General features: G+C 68.6%; 25 protein-coding genes and 1 riboswitch. Of the genes, 12 read left to right on the top strand and 13 right to left on the bottom strand.

All coding sequences use genetic code 11. From position 1 onward, the window contains the following. The coding region (locus tag LX88_RS42355; protein WP_307792136.1) for a transposase at positions 1–226 on the top strand (226 nt) is incomplete at its 5' end. Positions 227–588: 362 nt separating this feature from the next. Here the strand turns inward: LX88_RS42355 and LX88_RS42350 are convergent. Beyond that, the gene (locus LX88_RS42350; RefSeq protein ID WP_258953384.1) at positions 589–1,557 is read right to left on the bottom strand and encodes a DUF2332 family protein; all 969 of its coding nucleotides are present in this window, start codon (positions 1,555–1,557) and stop codon (positions 589–591) included. Positions 1,558–1,660: 103 nt separating this feature from the next. Between LX88_RS42350 and LX88_RS42345 the strand changes: the two genes are divergently transcribed. Next, entirely contained in the window at positions 1,661–2,419 is a 759-nt protein-coding gene (locus LX88_RS42345) for an enoyl-CoA hydratase/isomerase family protein (protein ID WP_258953383.1), read from the top strand. A gap of 4 nt (positions 2,420–2,423) precedes the next feature. On the opposite strand, the gene LX88_RS42340 is transcribed toward LX88_RS42345, so the two are convergent. The 7 genes from LX88_RS42340 to LX88_RS42310 all read right to left on the bottom strand — a co-directional run bounded on the left by LX88_RS42340 (position 2,424) and on the right by LX88_RS42310 (position 6,185). Then, a complete protein-coding gene (locus tag LX88_RS42340; RefSeq protein ID WP_090072584.1) occupies positions 2,424–3,023 on the bottom strand; it encodes an MBL fold metallo-hydrolase in 600 nt (199 codons plus the stop codon). After that, complete coding sequence (locus LX88_RS42335; RefSeq protein ID WP_258953382.1) at positions 3,023–4,111, bottom strand: S-(hydroxymethyl)mycothiol dehydrogenase; 1,089 nt, start codon at positions 4,109–4,111, stop codon at positions 3,023–3,025. The genes LX88_RS42340 and LX88_RS42335 overlap by 1 nt, the downstream gene beginning before the upstream one ends. A gap of 12 nt (positions 4,112–4,123) precedes the next feature. Next, on the bottom strand, positions 4,124–4,642 hold the full coding sequence (locus LX88_RS42330; protein ID WP_258953381.1) for a VOC family protein: 519 nt from the start codon (positions 4,640–4,642) through the stop codon (positions 4,124–4,126). Positions 4,643–4,732: 90 nt separating this feature from the next. Beyond that, positions 4,733–5,002: a DUF4235 domain-containing protein gene (locus LX88_RS42325; protein WP_258953380.1), complete on the bottom strand. Its 270-nt coding sequence runs from the start codon at positions 5,000–5,002 to the stop codon at positions 4,733–4,735. Continuing rightward, a complete protein-coding gene (locus tag LX88_RS42320) occupies positions 4,999–5,385 on the bottom strand; it encodes a DUF3618 domain-containing protein (protein WP_258953379.1) in 387 nt (128 codons plus the stop codon). Before LX88_RS42320 ends, LX88_RS42325 begins: the two co-directional genes overlap by 4 nt. Next, positions 5,382–5,771: a phage holin family protein gene (locus tag LX88_RS42315; protein ID WP_090072592.1), complete on the bottom strand. Its 390-nt coding sequence runs from the start codon at positions 5,769–5,771 to the stop codon at positions 5,382–5,384. The genes LX88_RS42320 and LX88_RS42315 overlap by 4 nt, the downstream gene beginning before the upstream one ends. A 33-nt stretch (positions 5,772–5,804) precedes the next feature. After that, entirely contained in the window at positions 5,805–6,185 is a 381-nt protein-coding gene (locus LX88_RS42310; RefSeq protein WP_258953378.1) for a thioredoxin family protein, read from the bottom strand. 134 nt (positions 6,186–6,319) lie between these two features. On the opposite strand from LX88_RS42310, the gene LX88_RS42305 reads away from it, so the two are divergent. From LX88_RS42305 to LX88_RS42290, 4 genes are read left to right on the top strand one after another with little or no spacing between them, the layout of a single operon-like run. Beyond that, positions 6,320–7,222 (top strand): ABC transporter substrate-binding protein, encoded by a 903-nt coding sequence (locus LX88_RS42305; protein ID WP_090072596.1) that lies wholly within the window; start codon positions 6,320–6,322, stop codon positions 7,220–7,222. Beyond that, positions 7,212–8,042: an amino acid ABC transporter permease gene (locus LX88_RS42300; protein WP_372511536.1), complete on the top strand. Its 831-nt coding sequence runs from the start codon at positions 7,212–7,214 to the stop codon at positions 8,040–8,042. The genes LX88_RS42305 and LX88_RS42300 overlap by 11 nt, the downstream gene beginning before the upstream one ends. Continuing rightward, complete coding sequence (locus tag LX88_RS42295; RefSeq protein WP_258953377.1) at positions 8,029–8,787, top strand: amino acid ABC transporter ATP-binding protein; 759 nt, start codon at positions 8,029–8,031, stop codon at positions 8,785–8,787. Before LX88_RS42300 ends, LX88_RS42295 begins: the two co-directional genes overlap by 14 nt. A 1-nt stretch (position 8,788) precedes the next feature. After that, the gene (locus LX88_RS42290) at positions 8,789–10,453 is read left to right on the top strand and encodes an aminotransferase class V-fold PLP-dependent enzyme (protein ID WP_258953376.1); all 1,665 of its coding nucleotides are present in this window, start codon (positions 8,789–8,791) and stop codon (positions 10,451–10,453) included. Here LX88_RS42290 and LX88_RS42285 read toward each other — a convergent pair. Then, positions 10,431–10,613: a DUF397 domain-containing protein gene (locus LX88_RS42285; RefSeq protein ID WP_258953375.1), complete on the bottom strand. Its 183-nt coding sequence runs from the start codon at positions 10,611–10,613 to the stop codon at positions 10,431–10,433. The genes LX88_RS42290 and LX88_RS42285 overlap by 23 nt on opposite strands. Beyond that, positions 10,585–11,427, bottom strand: a complete 843-nt coding sequence (locus tag LX88_RS42280; protein ID WP_258953374.1) for a helix-turn-helix domain-containing protein — start codon at positions 11,425–11,427, stop codon at positions 10,585–10,587. The genes LX88_RS42285 and LX88_RS42280 overlap by 29 nt, the downstream gene beginning before the upstream one ends. Positions 11,428–11,577: 150 nt before the next feature. On the opposite strand from LX88_RS42280, the gene LX88_RS42275 reads away from it, so the two are divergent. The 6 genes from LX88_RS42275 to LX88_RS42250 are packed head-to-tail and all read left to right on the top strand — an operon-like array spanning position 11,578 to position 19,307. Next, positions 11,578–14,127, top strand: coding sequence for a pectate lyase-like domain-containing protein (locus tag LX88_RS42275; RefSeq protein WP_258953373.1), 2,550 nt, complete (start codon positions 11,578–11,580; stop codon positions 14,125–14,127). 40 nt (positions 14,128–14,167) lie between these two features. Beyond that, positions 14,168–16,357, top strand: a complete 2,190-nt coding sequence (locus tag LX88_RS42270; RefSeq protein ID WP_258953372.1) for a P-loop NTPase fold protein — start codon at positions 14,168–14,170, stop codon at positions 16,355–16,357. 8 nt (positions 16,358–16,365) lie between these two features. Continuing rightward, on the top strand, positions 16,366–16,746 hold the full coding sequence (locus LX88_RS42265) for a TIGR03618 family F420-dependent PPOX class oxidoreductase (RefSeq protein ID WP_258953371.1): 381 nt from the start codon (positions 16,366–16,368) through the stop codon (positions 16,744–16,746). Continuing rightward, positions 16,727–17,872: a precorrin-6y C5,15-methyltransferase (decarboxylating) subunit CbiE gene (gene cbiE, locus LX88_RS42260; RefSeq protein WP_258953370.1), complete on the top strand. Its 1,146-nt coding sequence runs from the start codon at positions 16,727–16,729 to the stop codon at positions 17,870–17,872. The genes LX88_RS42265 and cbiE overlap by 20 nt, the downstream gene beginning before the upstream one ends. After that, a complete protein-coding gene (gene cobM / locus LX88_RS42255) occupies positions 17,869–18,609 on the top strand; it encodes a precorrin-4 C(11)-methyltransferase (protein WP_258953369.1) in 741 nt (246 codons plus the stop codon). The genes cbiE and cobM overlap by 4 nt, the downstream gene beginning before the upstream one ends. Then, the gene (locus tag LX88_RS42250) at positions 18,606–19,307 is read left to right on the top strand and encodes a cobalt-precorrin-6A reductase (RefSeq protein WP_258953368.1); all 702 of its coding nucleotides are present in this window, start codon (positions 18,606–18,608) and stop codon (positions 19,305–19,307) included. Before cobM ends, LX88_RS42250 begins: the two co-directional genes overlap by 4 nt. Here the strand turns inward: LX88_RS42250 and LX88_RS42245 are convergent. From LX88_RS42245 to LX88_RS42235, 3 genes are read right to left on the bottom strand one after another with little or no spacing between them, the layout of a single operon-like run. Then, on the bottom strand, positions 19,279–20,730 hold the full coding sequence (locus LX88_RS42245; protein ID WP_258953367.1) for a precorrin-2 C(20)-methyltransferase: 1,452 nt from the start codon (positions 20,728–20,730) through the stop codon (positions 19,279–19,281). The two genes, LX88_RS42250 and LX88_RS42245, sit on opposite strands and share 29 nt — an antisense overlap. Further along, the gene (locus tag LX88_RS42240; RefSeq protein WP_258953366.1) at positions 20,727–21,347 is read right to left on the bottom strand and encodes a precorrin-8X methylmutase; all 621 of its coding nucleotides are present in this window, start codon (positions 21,345–21,347) and stop codon (positions 20,727–20,729) included. Before LX88_RS42240 ends, LX88_RS42245 begins: the two co-directional genes overlap by 4 nt. Continuing rightward, entirely contained in the window at positions 21,344–22,456 is a 1,113-nt protein-coding gene (locus tag LX88_RS42235) for a ferredoxin-like domain-containing protein (protein WP_258953365.1), read from the bottom strand. Before LX88_RS42235 ends, LX88_RS42240 begins: the two co-directional genes overlap by 4 nt. Before the next feature lie 8 nt (positions 22,457–22,464). After that, positions 22,465–22,599: riboswitch (cobalamin riboswitch) on the top strand. Positions 22,600–22,601: the final 2 nt, after the last annotated feature.

Genomic DNA, 22,601 nt, shown 5'->3' with positions numbered 1-22,601 from the left:
GTTGTCCACCCTGCCGGCGGACATCCGGCTGCGGGATCTGGTGCGGCTGGCCAAGATCCGCTGGCGCATCGAGCACGACTACCGCGAACTCAAAGACGGCCTCGGCCTCGACCACTTCGAAGGCCGCGCCTGGCTCGGCTGGCACCGCCACGTCACCCTCGCCGCCGTCGCTCAAGCCATCTGCACCCAGCTCCGCCGCACCCCAAAAGCCCCTGCGCAGGCCTGACGCTCTACGCGGTCCTGCGCGAACTCCAAGCCTTACTCGCGGTCTGGACAGGCGTCTGCCACACCTGCCGACAACCCGTCCAGACCCGAACACCCAACACAACAACACCCAAGGTCAGCAACACCTAACAAAGCACTACTAGTGCCCTACGCCGGAAGTCCGCCGCTGAAGTCCCTGCCGTTTGTGCCGCACGCGGGGCGCTTTCGTGCGCGTGGAGCGCACGAAAGCGCCCCGCGTGCAGTTGATGACGGCGTGGCTGAGGCCCCGCGACGTTGATGAGGGGAGCTTTCCCAAACCTGAGGTTGATGAAAGCTCCCCTCATCAACCTTCATACTTTGATGACGAATTTCCGGCGCAGGACACTAGCTGTAGATGGTGACCGTCAGACGGGGGTTCGAGCGAAAATCTGTCGACTCGTAGGCGACGCGCGCGAGCGGCATCGAGCCGGCCGCCGCGGTCAGCGTCGTCTCGATCTCGTTGCGCTCGTCCTCGGTCAGGTACGCCCAGAACGAGCTGTGCCAGATCACCGTGTACGTGCCGCGGTCGTCGGGCGGCACGAGGTTCTCCCGCAGCCACCGCCCGGCGGGGGAGCGCGCGACCTTCACGCCGACCTTGGCGGCGAGCTCGATGGCGTCGTCGAGGTCCCACCGCAGCGCGTCGTGCTCCGGCGGGATGAACGAGTGCAGGATCATCGCGTGCTTGGGGTCGGCGGGGTCGCGCGGCTGCAGGTCGCAACCGGCCCTGCCGACGATCTCGAGGTTCGGCGGCTGCGGCCCGACGGCGGCCAGGCGCACCGGCGAGTCCCTGTCGCCCCATTCCCAGCCGAGGCCGAACCAGCGGTAGTGGTCGAGGATCAGGTTGAGGCCGGCGCAGGCACCGAGTTCGAGCAGCCGGACCTTCGGCGCACCGATCATCGTGAGGCCGCGCAGTAGATACGCGGCCGTCTTCGGCTGGTGCTGCTGCACCGTCCGGTCGAGCGCCGCGAGGATGTCGCCCGCGTTCTCCACGATCGCGCGCCGGGCGGCCAGCCACGCCAGCAGCGCCGTCGAGTCGGACTCCCCGGCCATCGCGGCCGCGTGCGCGCTGGCGAACCGCTGGCTGAGCTCCGGCGCTTTGCCCGACAGCATCAGCAACCGCACGCCCGCGAGCGCCTGGATGCCGAACAACGGGCTGTGCACGGCGCTGTGCGAACACAGCAGGTCCGCCACCGGCCCGCCCCGGTCGAGCTCGCTCGCGAGTTCGGAGAGGATGCGCGCGGACACCGGCGCGCTGGTGCGCAACCGCACCGAGAGCGTGCGCAGCGTGGAAGCACCGATGGCAGCCGCCGTCACGTTTCCTCCCCCTCTTCGGCCCGGACTTTACAAGGAGGTGAACGCATCGCTACCCACCTGAGACCGCGCGTGGCGCCAGGAGGCGGTAGGTATCGTGCGGCGAGTGAGCGAGTTCCTGGAGCTGTCCGCGGCCGGTCCGGTCGCCACGTTGACGATCAACCGCCCGGCCAAGCGCAACGCGATGTCGTACGACATGTGGTCGGCGCTGCCGGGGCTCCTGGCTCAGGTTTCCGCAGATGAGGCCGTGCGGGTGCTCGTGATCCGTGGCGGTGGGCACTTCTCCGCAGGTGCCGACATCGCCGAGTTCTCGACCCTGCGGCGGGGTGCCGAGGGCGCCGCTCACTACGGCGAAGCTGTCCACAACGGCGAGCGCGCGATCGCACAACTGGACAAACCCACGATCGCCGCGGTGTCCGGGTTCTGCGTCGGCGGCGGCTGTGAGATCGCCCTCGCCTGCGACATCCGGGTGGCGGCCGAGGACGCCCGCTTCGGCATCACACCGGCGAAGCTCGGCATCGTCTACAACTTCACCTCCACCAAGGCGCTGGTGGACGCGGTGGGCCCGGCCTGGGCGAAGCAGATCCTGTTCTCGGCCGACCTGATCGACGCGGCGACGGCCCTGCGGATCGGCCTCGTGAACGAGGTCGTCGAGTCCTTGGACGCCCGCGTGAAGGAGCTCTCCGAGCAGATCGCGGGCCGCGCGCAGGTCTCCGTCCGGGGCGCCAAGAAGATCATCAACTCGATCACGGACGGCGGCCACGAGGACGACTTCGTGCGCGCGTTGTACGCGGAGGCCGCCTCCAGCGCCGACTACGCCGAAGGCGTGACGGCGTTCCTGGAGAAGCGGCCTCCGCGGTTCTAACGCGTTAGAACACCTCGGCGGCGATCGTGGTGTCGTCGCCGTGGCCCGTGTGCACCACCGTGTCGCCGGGCAGCGTCAGCAGCTTCTCCCGGATCGACGCCTCGATCGTCGGCCGGTCCGAGAACGACCGGCCCGTCGCGCCCGGCCCGCCCTGGAACAGCGTGTCGCCGGTGAACACCGCGCCCAGCGACGGCACGTAGAAGCACACGGCTCCAGGGGAGTGCCCTGGCGTGTGCAGCACGTGGATCTCCTCGCCGGCGACGGTGATCACCTGGCCGTCTTCCAGCGCCTGGTGCGGGATCACGCCGGTGTGCGTCAGGTTCCACACCACGTGGTCGGCCTGGTGCAACGCCATCGGCGCGCCCGTCGCGTGAGCCAGGTCCGGCGCGACGCGGACGTGGTCGTCGTGCGCGTGGGTCAGGAGGATCGCCACGACACGACGGCCGTCGACGGCCTTCAGGATCGCGTCCACGTCGTGCGGCGCGTCGATGACGACGCACTCCGAGGAGTCGCCGACGACCCAGACGTTGTTGTCCACGTCGAAGGTCTCGCCGTCCAGCGAGAAGGTGCCGGACGTGACGGTGTGGTCAACACGAAGCGGCATCAGAACACCACGACCGATCGCAGCACCTCGCCGCGGTGCATCTTCTCGAACGCGCCCTCGACGCCGTCCAGCGGGATCTCCTCGCTGACGAACGCGTCCAGGTCGAAGCGGCCCTGCTGGTACAGGTCCACGAGCATCGGGAAGTCGCGCGTCGGCAGGCAGTCGCCGTACCACGAGGACTTGAGCGAGCCGCCGCGCGAGAAGAAGTCGATCAGCGGCATCTCGATCTGCATGTCGGGCGTCGGAACACCCACCAGGACAACGGTTCCGGCGAGGTCGCGGGCGTAGAACGCCTGCTTCCACGTCTCCGGGCGGCCGACCGCGTCGATCACGACGTCCGCGCCGAACGAGTCCGTCAGGTCCTGGATCGCCGTCACGACGTCGTCCACCTCACGGGCGTTGACGGTGTGCGTGGCGCCGAATCCCTTGGCCCACTCCAGTTTCCGCGGGTCCGTGTCGACGGCGATGATCTTCGCGGCACCGGCGAGGCGGGCGCCCGCGATGGCGCCGTCACCGACACCGCCGCAGCCGATCACGGCCACCGAGTCGCCGCGCGTGACGCCACCGGTGTTGATGGCGGCACCCACGCCCGCCATCACGCCGCAGCCCAGCAGACCCACTGCCGCGGCACGGGCGGACGGGTCGACCTTGGTGCACTGTCCGGAGTGGACGAGCGTCTTCTCCACGAACGCGCCGATGCCCAGTGCGGGCGAGAGCTTCGTGCCGTCCACCAACGTCATCGGCTGCGACGCGTTGAACGTCGAGAAGCAGTACCAGGGCTTGCCGCGACGGCAGGCGCGGCACGTGCCGCAGACCGCGCGCCAGTTCAGCACGACGAAGTCGCCGGGCTCCAGGTCCGTGACGCCGGAACCGACCGACTCCACGACACCCGCGGCCTCATGGCCCAGCAGGAACGGGAAGTCGTCGTTGATGCCGCCCTCGCGGTAGTGCAGGTCGGTGTGGCAGACACCGCACGCCTGGATCTTCACCACTGCCTCGCCGGGACCGGGGTCGGGCACCAGCACCGAGGTGAGCTCGACCGGTTGTCCCTTGCCCCGGGCGACGATGCCCTTGACCTCTTGCGCCACTGCGACTCCGTCCTAGTTGATCAGTGTCGTGCCTTCGAACTCGCCGAGAACTTCCCGGTAGAACTCAATCCCTACACCGTTGGGGTCGCGGATGTACAGGCTGTCCTCGACGCCGCGGTCGGGGCCCAGGTACTCCATCCCGGCCTCGTCCAGCTTGGACTTGATCTCGTCGAACCGCTCGGGGGAGGTCGAGAGGGCCAGGTGCTGAACGGCGCCGATCGTCTCGGAGAACGCCGGGTGGTCGTGGCCGGGGAAGTCGAAGAACCCCAGCAGGTTCTTGGCGCCGAGGTCGAAGAAGAAGTGGCTGGAGCCGTTGTAGTCGCGGTTCTCCACGAGCTCGACCAGCGGGAAGCCGAGGAACTCCTGGTAGAACCGGATGGTCTCCTCGACGTCCTTGCAGATCAGCGCGATGTGGTGAACTCCGCGCGTCGGCGATCCGCCCCGCTCGGCGAGTGGCTTCACGTACTGCTCGCGCAGTTCGTCGCGCTTGGCGCGGATGGCGGCGAGCTCTTCACCCTCTGGCTGTGGCATGAGGGTCAGAGTAGTTGAGTGTTCAAATGTTCGCAGGTGCAGACGCCGACGCCCGGCCCGCGTACGGGCCGGGCGTCCGGATCGGCTCTGTCAGTCTTCCTCGTCACCGGGCCATTCGCCGGTGAGCTTCTGGAATCCCTTGGCGCCACCGCGGTCGATGGCGGCCTTGACCAGGCCGAAGATCGCACCCTGGATGGCCGCGGCCATCAGGATCTCGGTCCAGGCGCGGTTGCGCATGGTGGCGCTGGGTGCTTCCTTGTCGCCCGCCACGAGCTTCCAGATCTGGCCGAAGATCGCGGTCGCGAGGAAGCCCCCGAGCGCACCGAACAGCATTCCCAGCGGGCGGTACAGCAGCTTCATCGGTTCCTCCTCGAGATCGCCCAGATCGCCACGATCAGTGCGATCAGCGCGGCGGCGATGGCACCGGGGTGCCGGCGCGCCTTCTCGACCTGCTCGGCGACGGGCTCGGGCAGCGAGTCGATCGCCTCGTTGGTCGCGGCGGTCACCTTCGCGACCGTCTCGTTCGCCTGCTCCTTCACCCGGCCGGCCGTCTCCTGGGCCTGCACCTTGACCCGCCCGGCCGTCTCCTGGGCCTGCGTCTTCACGCGCTCGGCCGTCTCGTGCGCCTGTTCCTTGACGCGGCCGGGCACGTCGACCTTGTGCGCCAACGCTTCCACCGTCTCACCCAGCTCGCGCCGCGTGCGTTCGACGTCGCGCTGCAGCTGGTCCTTGGGTTCGGTCATCGGTGCGCACTCTCCTTGATCGTCGCGATGTCCTGCTGGACGTTGTCCATCGCCTGCCTCGGTACCGGTGGAGCTGCCTGCTTGACCTGGCCCTTGCCCACGAGCGCGAAGATGCCCGCGAACACCAGAAGGGCGGCCGCGACGATCAACGCGGCCGCCCACGGCGGTACTACGAGAGCCAGCAGCAGGATCAGGCCGGCGACAACGCTCAGCCCGCCCCACCACGCGAACACGCCGGCCACGCCGAACATCCCGGCGCCGACACCGGCGTGCTTGCCTTTGTCCTTCAGCTCTGCGACAGCGAGACGGATCTCATCGCGAGCGAGCCTGCTCACCTGCTCGGACAGCTGGTGTACCAGCTGCGCGGTCGACGTGTCGGTGTTCATGCACGTCAGGTACCCACAGGTGCAGCAGACCAATCAGCCCTGTTGTGCCTGGGCCTCCGCGACCTTCGCGTGGACCTCTTCCATGTTCACGTCGCGTGCCTGCTGGATCAATCCGTCCAGGGCCGGACCGGGCAGCGCGCCCGGCTGCGAGAACAGCACGACACCCTCCCGCACGATCATCAGCGTCGGGATCGACCGGATGCCGAACGTGGCCGCGAGCTCCTGCTGCGCCTCGGTGTCGACCTTGCCGAACACGATGTCCTCGTTCTTGTCCGACGCGGCCTCGTAAGTGGGCCCGAACGCGCGGCACGGGCCGCACCACTCGGCCCAGAAGTCGACCAGGACGATGCCGGAGCCGTCGGAGTCACCGACCACCTCGTCGAAGTTCTCCTTGGTCAGCTCGACCGTCGCCATGTTGGTCCTCCTAGTTCGGTGGGGGCATCCGATCCAACGGAGCAGGGGCCGATGGAATTCCCCGCGTGCCCCCGGTCACGCCCGGTTTCAACTTTTTGTGGACGTCTTCAACTGGACGTTGTACGGTCCCCGCCATGAAGCCGCGCCTGCTCGTGACCTCGCTGCTCGTACTGGGGCTCGCTGCCTGCGGGTCCACGCCTGAGTCCACTCAGACGTCCACTCCGCCGTCGTCCGATCTGTCCTCGGTCAAGAAGGACGACGCGCTCGCCGCGCTGCTGCCGCCCGAGATCGCCTCGGCCGGCACGTTGAAGGTCGGGTCGAACATCCAGAACCCGCCGAACAACTTCTACGACCAGGACGGCAAGACCCCGATGGGGTCCGAGGTCGACCTGATCAAGGCGATCGCCGCCAGGCTCGGGCTCAAGGCCGAGCACAGCGACATGGCGTTCAGCTCGCTGATCACGAGCCTCGAGACCGGGCGCGTCGACGTGACGATGGCCGCGATGAACGACACCGCCGAGCGCCAGCAGAAGATCGACTTCGTCGACTACTTCACCTCCGGCATCACGATCATGGTGCAGAAGGGCAACCCGCAGGGCGTCAAGTCCGTCGAGGACCTGTGCGGCAAGGGCATCGCCGTGAACCTGGGCAGCTCGCAGGAGCAGTTCGGCAAGGAGCAGAGCCAGAAGTGCCTGGCCGCGGGCAAGCCGGAGGTCACGCTCAGCGTCACCGACAGCGACACCGGCAACCAGAACCAGCTGCGCACCGGCCGCGTCGCCGCGATCCTCAACGACCTGCCGACCGCCGTCTACGTCGCGAAGACCGCGGGCGACGGCCAGTACTTCGAGGTCGTGCCGCTCGCGCCGATCAACGGCGGCCCGTACGGCATCGGGGTCGCGAAGAAGAACGCCAAGCTGTCCGAGGCGATCAAGGGCGCGCTGCAGTCCCTGATCGACGACGGCACCTACGACAAGATCGTCACCACCTGGGACATCAAGCAGGGCGCGATCACGAAGGCCGCCATCAATGGCAAGTGACACCCGCATGAACGACGTCCGCGAGGAACTGGTCGTCGTGCCGCTGAGCCACCCCTGGCGGTGGATCAGCGGCGCGGTGATCGTGCTGGTCATCGCGGGTCTGGGCTGGTCGATGTCCGAGGCCCAGATCCAGTGGGAGCACGTGCCGGGGTTCTTCACGCACCCCGTGATGCTCGAAGGCCTGCTCAACACCATCGTGCTCGCCCTCGCCGCGCAGGGCGGCGCGATCGTCCTCGGCGTGATCATCGCGCTGATGCGGTTGTCCGCGAACCCCGTCGCGCGGTGGTTCGCGGTCGGCTACATCTGGCTGTTCCGCGGCCTGCCGGTGCTGCTGCAGATCCTGATCTGGTTCAACCTCGCGCTGGTGTTCCAGAACGTCAGCATCCCGGGGCTGTTCTCCGTGCCCACCAACGTGGTCATGACCGCGTTCGTCGCGGCGCTGCTCGGCCTGGGCCTCAACGAGAGCGCCTACATGGCCGAGATCGTCCGCGCCGGCCTGAGCAGCGTCGACGAGGGGCAGACCGAGGCGGCCAAGTCGATCGGCATGACGCCGATGACGACGCTGCGCCGGGTCGTGCTGCCGCAGGCGATGCGCGTGATCATCCCGCCGACGGGCAACAACTTCATCAACATGATCAAGGGCACCTCGATGGCGTCGGTGATCGCCTTCCTGGAGCTCATCCACGCCGCGAACAACATCTCGTCGCGCAACCTGGAGATCATGGAAACCCTGTTCGCCGCCGCGGCCTGGTACCTCGTGATGGTGTCCCTCGCGTCGATCGGCCAGCACTACCTGGAGCGTGCTTATGGCCCTCGTTGAGGCGATTGGGGTCCGCAAGTCGTTCGGCCACACCGAGGTCCTCAAGGGCATCGACATGGAGGTCGAGCGCGGCGAGGTCGTCTGCCTGCTCGGCCCGTCCGGCGCCGGCAAGTCGACGTTCCTGCGCTGCGTGAACCACCTGGAGACCATCGACGCCGGCCGCATCTGGGTCGACGGCGTGCCCGTCGGGTTCCGGGCGTCCGGCGGCAAGCTGTACGAGCTGCGCGAACGCGACGCCGCGCACCAGCGGCGCGACGTCGGCATGGTGTTCCAGCGGTTCAACCTGTTTCCGCACCGCACGGCGCTGGAGAACGTCATGGAGGGACCGGTCCAGGTCCTCGGGCGTGGCCGCGCGGAAGTTCGTGCGGAGGCGCTCACGCTGCTGGAACGGGTGGGACTGGCCGAGAAGGCCTCGGCCTACCCCGGCCAGCTCTCCGGCGGCCAGCAGCAACGTGTTGCGATCGCGCGCGCTCTGGCGATGAAACCCAAGCTGATGCTGTTCGACGAGCCCACGTCCGCGTTGGACCCGGAGCTGGTCGGCGAGGTGCTCGACGTGATGACCTCGCTGGCCCGCGACGGCATGACGATGATCGTGGTCACCCACGAGATCGGCTTCGCCCGCTCGGTCGCCGACCGCGTGGTGTTCCTCGTCGACGGCGCGGTGGTGGAGTCCGGCACACCGTCCGACGTGCTGGACAATCCGCAGCAGCCGCGCACGCGACAGTTCCTCGCAAAGGTGCTCTGACTTGATCGACGCCGCGTACCTCGCCCAGTTCCGCGAACCGGAGGGGTATCTCGACTTCGCCCGCTTCGGCCCGCCCTCCCTGCCGGTGGTCACGGCCACCGCGCGGTTGATGGAACAGGCCTCCCTGGCCGGTCCATCCACTGTGGACACCCTGATGCGCGAGGAACAACGGGTGAAGGCCGCCGTCGCGCGGCTCTGCCGTTCGGACACCGACCACGTCGCGCTGGTGCCGAACACGTCGATCGGCCTGTTCCAGGCGGCCTTCGGGCTGTCCGGCACGGTCATGTACTCGGCCGCGGAGTTCCCGTCCAACACCTACCCGTGGGTGCGGGCGGGCCTCCCTTCCGTGCTGCTGGACGGCCCGGTGCACCCGGCCGCCGTCGCAACTCGCTTGACTCCCGAGGTCTCCGCTCTGTCGGTGTCCGCTGTGGACTTCCGCACCGGCTACCGCGCGGACCTGGCGGCGTTGCGCGAAGTGGTCGGTGACCGCCTGCTGGTCGTGGACGGCATCCAGGGCTTCGGCGTGGTCGACGAACCGTGGGAACTGGCCGACGTGCTGGTGGTAGGCGGCCAGAAGTGGTTGCGCGCGGGGTGGAGCACCGGATTCGTCGTCCTGTCGGACCGTGCCCTGGAACGCCTTTCGCCAGTGCTGTCCGGCTGGACCGGCGCGGTGGACGCCGGCCTGTTCGACGACTCGGTCCACGACGCGGCCCCGGACGCCGCCGCCTGGAACATCACCAACCTCTCGCCGGTCGTGTCAGGCGCCTTCGCGGAGGCCCTGGAACTAGTCGAGCTGGCCGGAGTCTCCGCGCTGGACACGGCAGTGGCCGACGTCGTCGCCGAGGTGGAGGAGATCGTGCTGTCGAGCGGCGGCAAGATCGTCTCCGCCCGCGAACGCCGCGCCGGCATCCTGGCGTTCACCATGCCCGAGGCCGCCTCGGTGGTCGGCGAAGCGTTGAACGCCTTCGGAATCACCGCCACGGTCCGCCCGGAGCACGTCCGCCTCTCACCGCACGCCACCACGTCGCGCGGCACGCTGGAACGCCTGCGAGCAGCACTGAAGTCGTTGTCCGGCACGGCTTCCTCGCCGATCCCGGCCGCGCTCTCGGCGCTGGTGCCGACCATCGACAGTCTCGCCTCCGCCCTGGGCCCGGACACCGAGGTGGTGGTGCACGACCTGACCCGCCTGCCGAACTCGATCATCGCGATCGCCGGTTCGCTGACCGGCCGCCAGGTGGGCGGCCCGATGACGGACCTGTTGCTGGGCCTGGTGAGGCGCGGCACGACCACCGACATGCCCGGCTACGAGACGTATGCGCCGGACGGCCGCGCGATCTGGTCGTCGACGACGTTCGTCCGCGACGCGGCGGGTGTCGCCGTGGGTTGCTTGTGCGTCAACAAACTCGCCGCCCACGAGGCTTCCGGGCCTGTGGAGTCGTTTCCACAGGACGTGGACACGCTTCAGCGGGTGTTGGTGGAAAAGGCCATCGCCGACGTGGGCGTGCCGGTCGAGCTGATGAAGAAGGTGCACAAGTCGCAGGTCGTCCGAGTGCTGGACGAGGCAGGGTTCTTCCTCATCCGCGACTCGGTCGACCACCTGGCGGGTGTCCTGGAGGTCACCCGGTACACGATCTACAACTACCTCAACGAGAACCGAGGAACCTGAGCAGGTCCTGCCAGGCCGGGGAGGAGAACGCGAGCACGCCGCCGCTCGCGTTCTTCGAGTCCCGGACCAGGGCGTTCTGGGCGAGGGACACCTCGACGCAGTTGCTGTCCTCCGCTCCGCCGCTGTAGCTGCTAGTACGCCAAGTGCGGTCCTGAGTCATCGAAGTCCTCTCGCGGTGGGCTGACGTACTCCGCCAGTTTGCTCCGCGATTGTTCCGCACTCAAGGCGAGTTGATCCAGGCGATCGAAGATGAGACGTGTGCGGGCTATGGCGCCGGGATCCTCCACGAAGACGTTCGCATGGATCGTCTCGCTGAAGACGAGCGACCGCGCCTTCTCGAACTCCCAGAGCACGAAGCTGGAGGCGACGATCGGTGCGTCCTTGGGCACGATCCGGATGATGTGGGTGTTGAACAGCAGCCGGGCGTACTGGTCCTCCATGACCTCTGCGCTGCCGGCCTGCAACTCCAGCGCATGCTCATGGACGTAAAACACGCAAGTCGGCCGATCGTGTCGGCGCAGGATCGCCTGCCGCTCGATCCTGTACTGGACGAGGTTCGGAATCCGCTCTTCGGTGACCAGACCAGTCATCCGGTAGATGGCGTCGGCGTATTCAGGTGACTGTGTAAGGCCTGGCATCGTCATCGCGTCGTAGCTCATGAGCGTGATGGCGGTCGACTCCGCCAGAACCATCGTCCGGAGGTTGTCGGACACCTGCACCCGGTACTCCTCGAAGGCGTACTGGTAGCGGCGCTTGAAGTCGTTGATGAAGTCGATGTCCTTGCCGCACATCGACAAGTACTGGATGAGGTCGACCTCGCTGGCGCGGGCCCTGCCGTTCTCAACTGTTGAGACCTTGCTGGGGTCCCAGCCCAGCTTCTCGGCCATCTTGTTGCCAGCAAGGCCCATGCAGGTCTCGCGGAGGCGCCGGAGCTCGTCACCCAAATCCCGGCTGTGAGCGGTGGATGCAGTCATAGGTCGACGCTATGGCTTGTATTCAACACAATCAGGTGCTCGTTCGGGTGAAAACAACCGCGCTGCTCCGTTCGTGTCCCGCTGGAGCCGCGCAGCTTTCTTGTAACTTGCGTCTTCCCTCATTGCCATCTCAGCTTTACCGTTCCAGGTGTGAGAGCGCTCTCAAAGGTGAGATGGCGGCGCGGACTGGCCGCCGTAGCGATTGCCCTGTCGTCATTGGCGACGGTCGAGGCCGCGTACGCGGCCGACGACTACACGCAGAACGTGACCGCGATCGACGCGACTCAAGCCCGGATCAACTTCACGCCGACGACCCCTGCTGTCTACGTCGACGTGCACTACCTGATCTCCGGCCAAGGTCAGCAGAACTTCCGGATGACCAACAACGCCGGGACCTGGCAGAAGACCGTCGGGTCGCTGTCGTCCGGCACAGTGGTCGACTACTGGTTCACCTACGAGAAGTCCGGGCCGCAGTACGACACCCCGCACTTCAGCTACACCCACCAGGGTGCGGCGCAGCCGGTGGCGACACCGACCTTCAGTCCGCCGGGCGGTACCTACTCAACCGCGCAGACCGTCACGATCTCGACGTCCACGTCGGGTGCGACGATCCGCTACACGGTCGACGGGTCGACGCCGACCAGCAGTTCGCCGGTCTACAGCGGGCCGATCTCCGTGTCCGGCAACAGGACCATCAACGCGATCGGCATCAAGTCGGGTCAGGCGAACTCGTCGGTCGGCAGCGCGTCGTACGTGATCGGCACGCCGGTCGCGACGCCGACGTTCAGCCCGCCGGGTGGTGCCTACGCGTCCGCGCAGACGGTGACGATCTCCACCGCGACCTCCGGGTCGACGATCCGGTACACAGTGGACGGGTCGACGCCGACGAGCAGTTCGCCGGTCTACAGCGGGCCGATTTCGGTGCCCAGCAACAGGACCATCAACGCGATCGGCATCAAGTCCGGTCTCGCGAACTCGGCCGTGGCCAGCGCGACCTACACGATCGGTACGCAGCAGGGTTGTGTGCAGTCCGACAACCCGAACTTCGGGCCGAACACGCGCATCTTCGACCCGGGCATGTCCGCCACGAGCATCCAGGCGCAGCTCGACACGGACTTCAACAACCAGAAGGACACGATCACCGCGCAGATGGCGCCGCGGCGGGTCGCGCACCTGTTCAAGCCCGGTACCTACAACGGTATCCACGACGACGTCGGCTACTACACGTCCGTCTCGGGCCTCGGCCGCAACCCCGGTGACGTGTTGATCAACGGTGACATCACCGTGGACGCGTTCAACGAGTCCGACAAGGGTGTGGCGCTGCAGAACTTCTGGCGCTCCGCCGAGAACATGGCGGTCAACCCGGCCAGTGGCACCAACCGGTGGGCCGTCGCGCAGGCGGCGCCGTTCCGGCGCATGGACGTCCGCGGCAACCTGGCGCTCTACCCGGCGAGCTACGGGTTCGCGAGTGGTGGCTACACGGCCGACACCCGCGTGTCCGGGCAGACCGCGTCGGTTTCGCAGCAGCAGTGGTACACGCGTGATTCCAACTACGGCAGCTGGAACGGCGGCGTGTGGAACATGGTGTTCTCCGGAACGCCGGGCGCACCCGCGACCACGTTCCCGAACCCGCCGTCGACGAACCTCGCGACGACGCCGATCTCGCGCGACGTGCCCTACCTCTACCTCGACGGCAACCAGTACAGGGTGTTCCTGCCTTCGCTGCGCACCAACGCCTCCGGTGCGTCGTGGATCAACGGCGGCACGCCCGGCACCTCGTTGCCGATGAGTCAGTTCTACGTCGTGAAGTCCGGCGACACCGCCGCGACGATCAACGCGGCACTGGGTCAGGGCTGCAACCTGTTCTTCACGCCCGGCATCTACAACGTCAACCAGACGATCAACATCACGCGGCCGAACACCGTCGTGCTGGGCATCGGCTACGCGACGATCGTGCCGCAGAACGGCGTCACCGCGATGCAGGTCGCGGACGTCGACGGCGTGCGGATCAAGGGCATCCTGTTCGACGCGGGCACGACCCTGTCGAACTCGCTGCTGACCGTCGGCCCGGCGGGTTCGTCGGCGTCGCACGCGTCCAACCCGACCACCCTGCAGGACGTGTTCTTCCGCGTCGGCGGGGCGATCGCGGGCAAGGCGACCAACAGCCTGGTCGTCAACAGCCACAACACGATCATCGACCACAGCTGGATCTGGCGTGCCGACCACGGCAACGCCGGCACTTGGGGCTGGGACGAGGCGATCGGTGACACCGGCCTGGTCGTGAACGGCAACGACGTGCTGGCCACGGGCCTGTTCGTCGAGCACTACCAGAAGTACCAGACCATCTGGAACGGCGAGCGTGGGCGGACCATCTTCTACCAGAACGAGATGCCGTACGACGTGCCGAACCAGGCGATCTGGAACAGGCCGAACGGGCAGGCCGGATACGCGGCCTACAAGGTCGGCGACAACGTCACCACGCACGAGGCGTGGGGGCTCGGCAGCTACTGCTTCTTCAACGTCAACCCGTCCGTGCGGGCCGAGAACGCGTTCGAGGTGCCCAACCGGCCCGGCGTGAGGATGCACAACCTGCTGACCGTGTCGCTCAACTACCAGGGAACGATCACCCACGTGATCAACAACGTGGGCGGGGTGACACCACCGGGCACCGTGCCGGTGAACGTCGTCAACTACCCGTAGTCCGCACGTAGGTCCCGATCATCCGCCACAATCATCGGTTGTGGCGGATGATCTTCCTTGGGTTCGGGACGTCGACAGGACGAAGCTGCTGAAGGAGCCGAGCGGCTCACCAGGCGTTTACCTGCCGCGCGACGTCGACGTACAGCTGGACCGCGCGCTGCGTCGTCCCGGCGTGGTGATCGTGGAGGCCGAGGCCGGCGGCGCCGGTGCACGGAGGGCCGTCTACGAGGCCCTGCTGCGCGTACTGCCGGACAAGCCCATCGCGGTCAATCCCGGGGAAGGAGAGCCTCCGGTCCCGGACTCGGTGGCGTGGTTCGACTACGGCGGACCACCCGCACAGGTGGACAGGACCGTTCCGCGCTGGGTCATCGTGTTCGTGCCGGCGGTGGGCGGCGAGTGGGACTGGGCCGAGGGCGCCGTTGTCGTCCGGGTGCCGCTCTACCTGAGCGAAGAGGAGAAGGACGACATCCGGCGGCTGTACCCGTCGTTGCCACCGGTCGACACCGTGCAGGAGTTCCTGCACCACGTCCGGCAGGCCGGGCCGATTCGGGTGCACGCCGGCTACCGGGCGGACGACGAGAGCGGAGCCGACCGGCTCGGCATCGAAGCCGACGTCGCGATGCTCGCGGATCTGGTGGCGTCAAGGCTGATCAAGCCGCCGCTGTCGATCGGGTTGTTCGGCAGCTGGGGCAGTGGCAAGAGCTTCTTCATGCGGCAGCTGGAACGGCGGATCGACGACCTCTCGCAGCGCCACCCCGTGTACTGCTCGTCGGTGCGGCAGATCAGGTTCAACGCCTGGCACTACGTCGAGGCCGATCTCTGGGCGTCGCTCGCCACCCACATCTTCGACACCCTGGCCAGCGGGTCGGCGCACGACCTGGAGCGCATCGCCGACGAGTTCGCCGAGCAGCGCAAGGAGAAGACCTCGCTGGTGGACCGGCTGGCGGCCGTCCGGCTCGAGCGGATGGCGGTCGCCGCCAAGCAGCAGAAGACCCTCGGCTCGGCGCGTCGCAGGCTCTCCCGGCAGCTGTCCCAGGGCGACCTGTCGTTCGTGGCGCCCGGTGTGACCGTGCCGGAGTTCGTGTGGGGACAGGTCCGCAAGGACCGCGCCGCGATCGTCACTTTGCTGCTGGGGGTGCTGGTCGTCGCCGGGCTGTTCGTGGTGACGGCGAAGTGGGCGCTGGCGCTCGGCGCACTGGTCGCGGCCGCGACACCGGTGCTCGCACGCGCCGGCAAGGCCGTGACGTGGTTCCGGGAGCTCAAGGATCGACAGGACCCCCTGGACGACCGGCTCGCCGAACTGGACGAGGAGATCGAGGGGCTGGAGCGGTCGATCGCGGAGCTGGCGCCGGACGTCACCGAGTACGCGCGCACCCGCGACAGCGACTACCAGCAGCACCTCGGAGTCGTTTCGCTGGTGCGCAAGGACTTGGAGATGTTCGCGGCGATTCTCGCCTCCAGCACCGCCGGGCCCGAGCGGATCGTGCTCTACATCGACGACCTCGACCGGTGCCCTCCGCCCATCGTGATCAAGGTGCTGGAGGCGGTGCACCTGCTGCTCGCGCAGCCCGTGTTCGTGGTGGTGGTCGGTGTGGACGCGCGGTGGCTGCTCCGGGCCTTGAAACAGCACTACACCGAGATGCTGGACGATCCGGTCGACTACCTGGAGAAGATCTTCCAGGTGTCCTTCGCACTCCGGCCGATGGAGGACCTGGGATTCCGGCGGCTGGTGTCGGACCTGGCGGGGGAGGAGTTCGGCGAGGCGAGTTATCTCACGCCGCTCAACGACGACCCCCAGGACCTGCCGTGGGTGGCGAACCCGGAGCCCGTCGAGGAGCCGGGTGACTCGCCCGGCCAGGCGCCACGTGGCATGCGCATCACCGGGCCGGAACTGCTGTACCTGGAGAGCCTCGCGCCGCTGGTGCGCACACCGCGTGCCGCCAAGCGGTTGGTGAACCTGTATCGGCTGGTCAGGGCCCGCACGGCCGTGCTGGAGTCCGACGGGTTCCTGAGCACTGACTACCGGGTCGTGCTGGTGTTGCTGGCGGCGCTGGTCGGCAGGTCGGGGCAGTGCGACGCTCTGTTCGACGCCATTGAATCGGGCGTGGACTGGCGGCAGGAGATGGACCGGGTGGTCGGTGATCTCGCGGTGCCGGACGACCTTTCCGCCTATCGGAAGTGGCTTCCGCTGGTGCGGCGATTTTCGTTCACGACCGCCGCGTGTGCATGATTTGGGGCATGTCGATCGACCGGGGTGCCGAGTTCGCCGAGTTCTGGGCTGAACGGCACTTGTGCACGTTGTCCACCGTCCGTCCCGGCGGGACTCCGCACGTGGTGCCGGTCGGCGTCACGCTGGACGCCGAGACCGGCATCGCGCGGATCATCACGCACGGCGCGTCGTGGAAGGTCAAGCACGTGCGCGCCGCCGGGTATGCCGCCGTGTGCCAGGTGGACGGTCGGCGTTGGTCCACGTTGGAGGGACCGGCCGTCGTGCGCGACGACGTGGAATCCGTCGACGAGGCCGTGCGGCGGTATGCGTTGCGCTACAAGCAGCCGCGGGTCAACCCGGAGCGCGTCGTGATCGAGATTCAGGTGCAGCGTGTCACCGGCACCGTCTGACGTCGTGGTCGTCGGCATCGGGGCCGACGGGTGGGACGGGCTCTCTCCTGCTGCTCAGCAGGCGGTTTCCCGGTCGCGTGTGCTGATGGGCTCGCGCCGGCAGCTCGACCTGGTGCCGGGGGAGTTCGAACGGGTCGCGTGGCCGTCGCCGCTGGTGCCGGCGTTGCCCGCGCTGTTCGAGGAGTACCGCGACGTGTGCGTGCTGGCGTCCGGTGACCCCATGTTCCACGGCATCGGCACGACCCTGGTGCGGCTGCTGGGCGAGAGGGTGACGGTGATCCCGCACCCGTCCTCCGTGTCGCTCGCCTGCGCCCGGCTCGGCTGGGCGTTGAACGAGGTCGAGGTCGTGTCGCTGGTGGCCCGATCCGCCGACCTGCTACGCCCCGTGTTGACGCCGGGACAGCGCGTGCTCGTGCTCGGTGGGGACCCGGCAACCGTTGCGGCACTGGCCGGACACATCACTGTGCTCGAACAGCTAGGTGGTCCCGCCGAGCGGGTTTACCCTTGGTCCGGGCAGGACTCGGACCCGCTGTGCGTGATCGCGATCGAGTACCGCGGGAGCGCTCTCTCACGGGTCCCCGGACTGCCTGATGACGCTTATGAATCCGATGGCCAGCTGACGAAGCGAGAGGTGCGGGCTATTTCGCTGTCGAGATTGGCGCCGCTGCCCGGGCAGCTGCTGTGGGACGTCGGGGCGGGGTCGGGTTCGATCGCGATCGAGTGGGCGCGAACGCATCCGACGTGCCGGGCGATCGCCGTCGAGCAGTCGGTCGAACGCGCAGAGCGAATCGCCGGTAACGCTGCGTCTCTGGGCGTGCCCGGCGTGGAGGTCCACATCGGACGGGCGCCGGACGCGTTGGAGGGGCTGGAGAAGCCCGACGCGATCTTCATCGGCGGCGGCGTGACGGTGCCCGGCGTGCTGCAGGCCTGCTGGGACGCTTTGGCCGCAGGCGGTCGTTTGGTCGTCAACGCGGTGACGCTGGAGTCCGAGGCCGTGGTCGCGCAGTGGTACGCGCGGCTCGGCGGTGACCTGGTGCGGATCTCGGTGAACCGCGGCTCCGCGGTCGGCAAGTTCACCGGCTGGCGGCCGCACATGCCCGTGACGACGTGGAGCGTGACGAAGTGACCGTGCACTTCATCGGGGCCGGGCCCGGAGCGGCCGACCTGATCACGGTGCGGGGGCGGTCGCTGATCGAGTCGTCGCCGGTGTGCCTGTACGCGGGCGCGCTGGTGCCGGTCGAGCTGCTGGACTTCTGCCCCGCGGACGCGCGCAAGGTCGACACTGCGTCGCTGACGCTGGACGAGATCGTCGCCGAGCTGGTCGCCGCCTCGGAACAGGGACTGGACGTGGCGCGGCTGCACTCCGGAGACCCTTCGGTGTTCAGTGCGATGGCCGAGCAGATGCGCCGGTTGGACGCGCTGGAGATCGCCTACGACGTGACTCCCGGCGTGCCGGCCTTCGCGGCCGCCGCGGCGTCGCTGCAGCGCGAGCTGACCGTGCCGGGCGTCGGGCAGACGGTCATCCTGACGCGGACCTCGCAGCGCGCGACGCCGATGCCCGAGGGTGAGGACCTGGACACGCTGGGTCGCAGCCACGCGACCCTCGTGCTGCACCTCGCCGTGCAGCGGATCTCGGACGTGGTCGCGGAGCTGGTGCCGAACTACGGGCTGGACTGCCCGGTCGCGGTCGTCGCCTACGCCTCGCGCGAGGACGAGGTCGTGTTGCGGGGGACGCTGGACGACATCGCCGCGCAGGTCGAGGCCGCCGGGATCAAGCGGACCGCGGTGATCATCATCGGGCAGGTGCTCGGGGCCACGCAGTTCCCGGACAGCCACCTGTACTCGGCCACCCGGGTTCGATGATCCTGATCCTCGGCGGCACGGGGGAAGCGCGAGCGCTGGCCTCCCGCGTGCCCGCCGTGTCCTCACTCGCGGGCCGGGTGAGCAACCCCGCCCTTCCCGCCGGAGAGGTCCGGATCGGCGGCTTCGGCGGGGTCGACGGTCTCGCGCAGTGGTTGCGGGACAACGACGTCCACGCCGTGGTCGACGCGACCCACCCCTTCGCGCGGCAGATCACCTCGAACGCCTTCGAGGCCTGTTCACGGGTCGGCGTGCCGTTGCTGATCCTGCGACGGCCCGGGTTCACGCCGCAGCCCGGATGGCGGTGGGTGGACAGCGTCGCCGATGCCGCGCGCGACCTGCCGGGGGAGCGGGTCTTCCTCACGACCGGGCGGCAGGACCTCGCGGAGTTCGCCGAGTGCCCGCAGTGGTTCCTGGCGCGGATGGTCGAACCTCCGGAACCGCCGATGCCGCACCGCGTCGAGGTGCTGCTGTCGCGCGGTCCGTTCACTGTGGACGGTGAGCTGGAGCTGATGCGGTCACACGAGATCGACGTGCTCGTCACCAAGGACAGCGGCGGCTCGATGACGTCGGCCAAGCTCGAAGCCGCGCGTCAGCTCGGTGTGCCTGTCGTGATCGTGCGCCGGCCGCCGCTCCCGCCGGCGGAAACGGTGGCCGACGTCGATGCCGCCGTCAGCTGGTTGGATACCGCCGGGGCGTGAAGACGACGCCCTGGGGCGTCACGATCGTCTGCGACGAGCCGATGATCAGCAGGCAGCGCATGTCGATCGTCTCCGGGTCGAGGGCGCCGAGCGTGAGGACGCGGATCTCCTCCTCCGGACCGCCGACGTCGCGTCCCACGACGATCGGCGTGTCCTGGCCGCGGTGCTTCAGCAGCAGGTCGCGCATGTCCGCCACCTGGTGCGTGCGGGCCTTGGACGCCGGGTTGTAGATCGCGATGACCAGGTCCGCCTTGGCGGTGGCTTCGAGGCGTTCGGCGATGACGTCCCACGGCTTGAGCCTGTCGCTCAGGGAGATCACCGCGTAGTCGTGGCCGAGCGGCGCGCCCGCCTTGGCCGCCACGGCGTTCGCCGCCGTGACGCCGGGGATGACGCGGACCGGCACGTCCGGGGTCTCCGCGGCGACCTCCAGCACGGCGGTGGCCATCGCGAACACGCCCGGATCGCCCGACGACACGACGGCGACCCGCGCGCCCTTGCGAGCGAGGTCCAGGGCGAAGGCGGCACGTTCGGACTCGACCTGGTTGTGCGAGGAGTGCCGCTTCTGGCCAGGCCGTTCGGGCACCCGGTTGAGGTAGGTGCTGTAACCGACCAGCTCGTCGGCGGCCTCGAGCTCCTGACGGGCCTCCGGCGTCAGCCACGCGCGGTCCCCGGGACCGAGGCCGACGACGACGACCTCGCCCTTCGGCTTGGCGGGCCGGGACTGGCTGGGGAGCACGGCGATGGAGAAGTACGGGACGGTCGAGGGGTCGACGTCGGCCAGCGGCGACATCTTCTGCCGGCCGGTCGTGGCGCGCTCGACGTACCAGGCGCCGTCGAGCCGCCCGGCCGTCTTCAGCGCCTCGCGGACGTTGCCGAAAGTGCGGCCCAGCTTGAGGATCGCGGCGCAGTCGGTGTCGGCGAGGCGGGCCGCGAGCTCGGCGGGCGGCAGCGTGCCGGGCAGGATCGTGAGCACCTCGTCGCGTTCCACCAGCGGAGTGCCGAGGACGGCCGACGCGCCGCTCACCGACGTCACGCCTGGCACGACCTCCCACTCGTAGCGGTCGGCGAGACGTTTGTGCATGTGCATGTAGGAGCCGTAGAAGAACGGGTCTCCCGCCGCCAGCACGACGACGTCGCGTCCGGCGTCGAGGTGCGCGGCCAGCTTGCCGGCGGCCTCCTCGTAGAACGCGTCGATCTCGCCCTGGTAGTCGTCCGTGTCCTCGGTCGTGACCGGGTAGACGAGCTGTTCCATGATTTGACCGTCACGGAAGTACGGCGCCGCAATGGTTTTAGCGACCGACTTGCCGTGCCGGGCGCTGTGGAACGCCACCACGTCGGCTTCGCTGATGAGTCGTGCGGCCTTGACCGTCACGAGTTCCGGGTCGCCTGGACCCAGGCCGACGCCGTAGAGCTTGCCCGTCATTCTTCCTCGCTCGCGATCGCGTTGATGGCAGCCGCCGTCATGGCACTGCCGCCGCGCCGGCCGCGCACCACGAGGTGCTCCAGATCCGTTGCGGCCAAAGCTTCCTTGGACTCCGCCGCCCCGATGAACCCGACCGGGATGCCGAGAACGGCGGCGGGCCGCGGTGCTCCGGCGGCGATCAGGTCGAGGAGGTGGAACAACGCCGTGGGAGCGTTGCCGATCGCGATCACCGCACCGTCGAACCGGTCGGCGAGCAGTTCGAGCGCGGCGGCGCTGCGGGTGTTGCCGATCTCCTGCGCCCGCGTGGGTGTGCGCGGATCCTGGAGGTAGCAAAGGACTTCGTTGTCCTCCGGCAACCGGCGGCGGGTCACGCCGGACGCGACCATGTTGGCGTCGCACAGGATCGGTGCGCCCGCCCGCAACGCCGCGCGGGCGTCCCGCACGACGTTCGGCGAGAACGCGACGTCGTCCGGCAGGTCGGTCATGCCGCACGCGTGGATCATGCGGACGACGACTTTCGCGACGTCGCCGGGGAACCTGGTGAGGTCCGACTCCGCGCGGATGGTGGCGAAGGACTGGCGGTAGATCTCCGCCCCGTCCCGGATGTACTGCGTCAACGGATCTCCTCGTAGCCGTCGCCGGTCGCGACGAACTCGATCACATCGCCGGCGGGACGACCGCACCGGCGGGCACAGCCCGACCAGTGCACCGCGCCGGGCCTGTCGGACCTGCTCCCTAGAATTGAAATTGGGGGTACCCGGCCTGGCGCGTGTGTGTGGTGCGACGCATCGGCCTGTGCGGGCGCTTCGGTCCGCGCGGGTGCATCGGCCTGTGCGGGCGCATCGACCCGAGCGTGCCCATCGATCCAGGCGCGCACATCGGCCCGCACGTCGGAGAGCGACTTCGCGCAGCCGGGGCGGCCGGTGCAGGCGCTGACGCCGTGCCAGGGGGAGGCGGGGTCGGTGATCAGGCCGGTGACGTCGGTGCCGGCGGGCACGACCAGGCCGCGCCACGGGGTCAGGCGCAGCGCGACACCGGGGAGCTGCGAGGCGTCCAACCGGCCCAGCGGAACACCTGGCGTCAAAGGTGAAGGTGCGACAGGCGTCACAACCGGGGTGAACGTGGCACCGGACGAGACGCCGAAGTGCGCGGTGATCTTTCGCACACCGCCGTCCACTTCGGACAGGCGCCAGGCGGGTCCGCGCATCGACCCGAACAGGCGGGCGGCGGTCACCACGGCGTCGACCGGATCGGAGACGCGGACACCTGTATCGGTACCGGAGAGCAGGAGCACATCGCCGACGAGACCGAGGTCGCCGCCCAGCCCGCTCACCGAAGCGCCGACCGTGACCAGGAAACGCCCTGGTAGCGAGGCCAGCCCGGGGTCCGCGCACAGGGCCGCGTCCAGCGCGTCGACCAGGTCCTGGTTGTCGTCCAGGGGCGCCGCGACGATGTTGCGGATGCGCTCGTGCGACCAGGAGGGCAGCAGGCCCGCCGCACGCAACCGCTCACCCAGCTCCACGCCGTCCGCGAGCCCTCTGATCTGGAGGTTCGCGCGCGAGGTCATCTCGATCGAGCCGTTGCCCAGTTCGGCGGCGGCGAGCCGGACGACGTCCCACTGAGCAGCGGAAAGAGTGCCGCCGGGCACCCGGATGCGCGCCAGCCCGCCGTCGGCCGCGGCGTGCAGCTCGACGGCGCCGGGGCAGGCGTCCGGGTGACTACGCATAGGTCGGACTGTAACCCGCCGGTTAGGGTGAGCCCGAACGACGAAGCGCAGGAGGAAGCCGGTGCGAATCCGGCGCGGTCCCGCCACTGTGACCAGCGAACACCGCTGGGAGTCAGGAACTCCGCTTCGCCAGTCACCCGCACTT

The sequence above is a fragment of the Lentzea californiensis genome, from assembly GCF_024648825.1.
GTDB classification, from domain to species: domain Bacteria; phylum Actinomycetota; class Actinomycetes; order Mycobacteriales; family Pseudonocardiaceae; genus Lentzea; species Lentzea californiensis.
The sequence above is the reverse complement of the archived record's forward strand: the minus strand, read 5'-3'. Positions and strand labels throughout refer to the sequence as shown.

Excerpts from the sequence above, each read along its gene's own strand:
- LX88_RS42340 (WP_090072584.1), bottom strand. The coding sequence starts at position 3,023 with ATGCCGCTTCGTGTTGACCACACCGTCACGTCCGGCACCTTCTCGCTG.
- LX88_RS42330 (WP_258953381.1), bottom strand. The coding sequence starts at position 4,642 with ATGCCACAGCCAGAGGGTGAAGAGCTCGCCGCCATCCGCGCCAAGCGC.
- LX88_RS42325 (WP_258953380.1), bottom strand. The coding sequence starts at position 5,002 with ATGAAGCTGCTGTACCGCCCGCTGGGAATGCTGTTCGGTGCGCTCGGG.
- LX88_RS42320 (WP_258953379.1), bottom strand. The coding sequence starts at position 5,385 with ATGACCGAACCCAAGGACCAGCTGCAGCGCGACGTCGAACGCACGCGG.
- LX88_RS42315 (WP_090072592.1), bottom strand. The coding sequence starts at position 5,771 with ATGAACACCGACACGTCGACCGCGCAGCTGGTACACCAGCTGTCCGAG.
- LX88_RS42310 (WP_258953378.1), bottom strand. The coding sequence starts at position 6,185 with ATGGCGACGGTCGAGCTGACCAAGGAGAACTTCGACGAGGTGGTCGGT.
- LX88_RS42305 (WP_090072596.1), top strand. The coding sequence starts at position 6,320 with ATGAAGCCGCGCCTGCTCGTGACCTCGCTGCTCGTACTGGGGCTCGCT.
- LX88_RS42300 (WP_372511536.1), top strand. The coding sequence starts at position 7,212 with ATGGCAAGTGACACCCGCATGAACGACGTCCGCGAGGAACTGGTCGTC.
- LX88_RS42295 (WP_258953377.1), top strand. The coding sequence starts at position 8,029 with ATGGCCCTCGTTGAGGCGATTGGGGTCCGCAAGTCGTTCGGCCACACC.
- LX88_RS42285 (WP_258953375.1), bottom strand. The coding sequence starts at position 10,613 with ATGACTCAGGACCGCACTTGGCGTACTAGCAGCTACAGCGGCGGAGCG.
- LX88_RS42280 (WP_258953374.1), bottom strand. The coding sequence starts at position 11,427 with ATGACTGCATCCACCGCTCACAGCCGGGATTTGGGTGACGAGCTCCGG.
- LX88_RS42265 (WP_258953371.1), top strand. The coding sequence starts at position 16,366 with ATGTCGATCGACCGGGGTGCCGAGTTCGCCGAGTTCTGGGCTGAACGG.
- LX88_RS42250 (WP_258953368.1), top strand. The coding sequence starts at position 18,606 with ATGATCCTGATCCTCGGCGGCACGGGGGAAGCGCGAGCGCTGGCCTCC.
- LX88_RS42245 (WP_258953367.1), bottom strand. The coding sequence starts at position 20,730 with ATGACGGGCAAGCTCTACGGCGTCGGCCTGGGTCCAGGCGACCCGGAA.
- LX88_RS42235 (WP_258953365.1), bottom strand. The coding sequence starts at position 22,456 with ATGCGTAGTCACCCGGACGCCTGCCCCGGCGCCGTCGAGCTGCACGCC.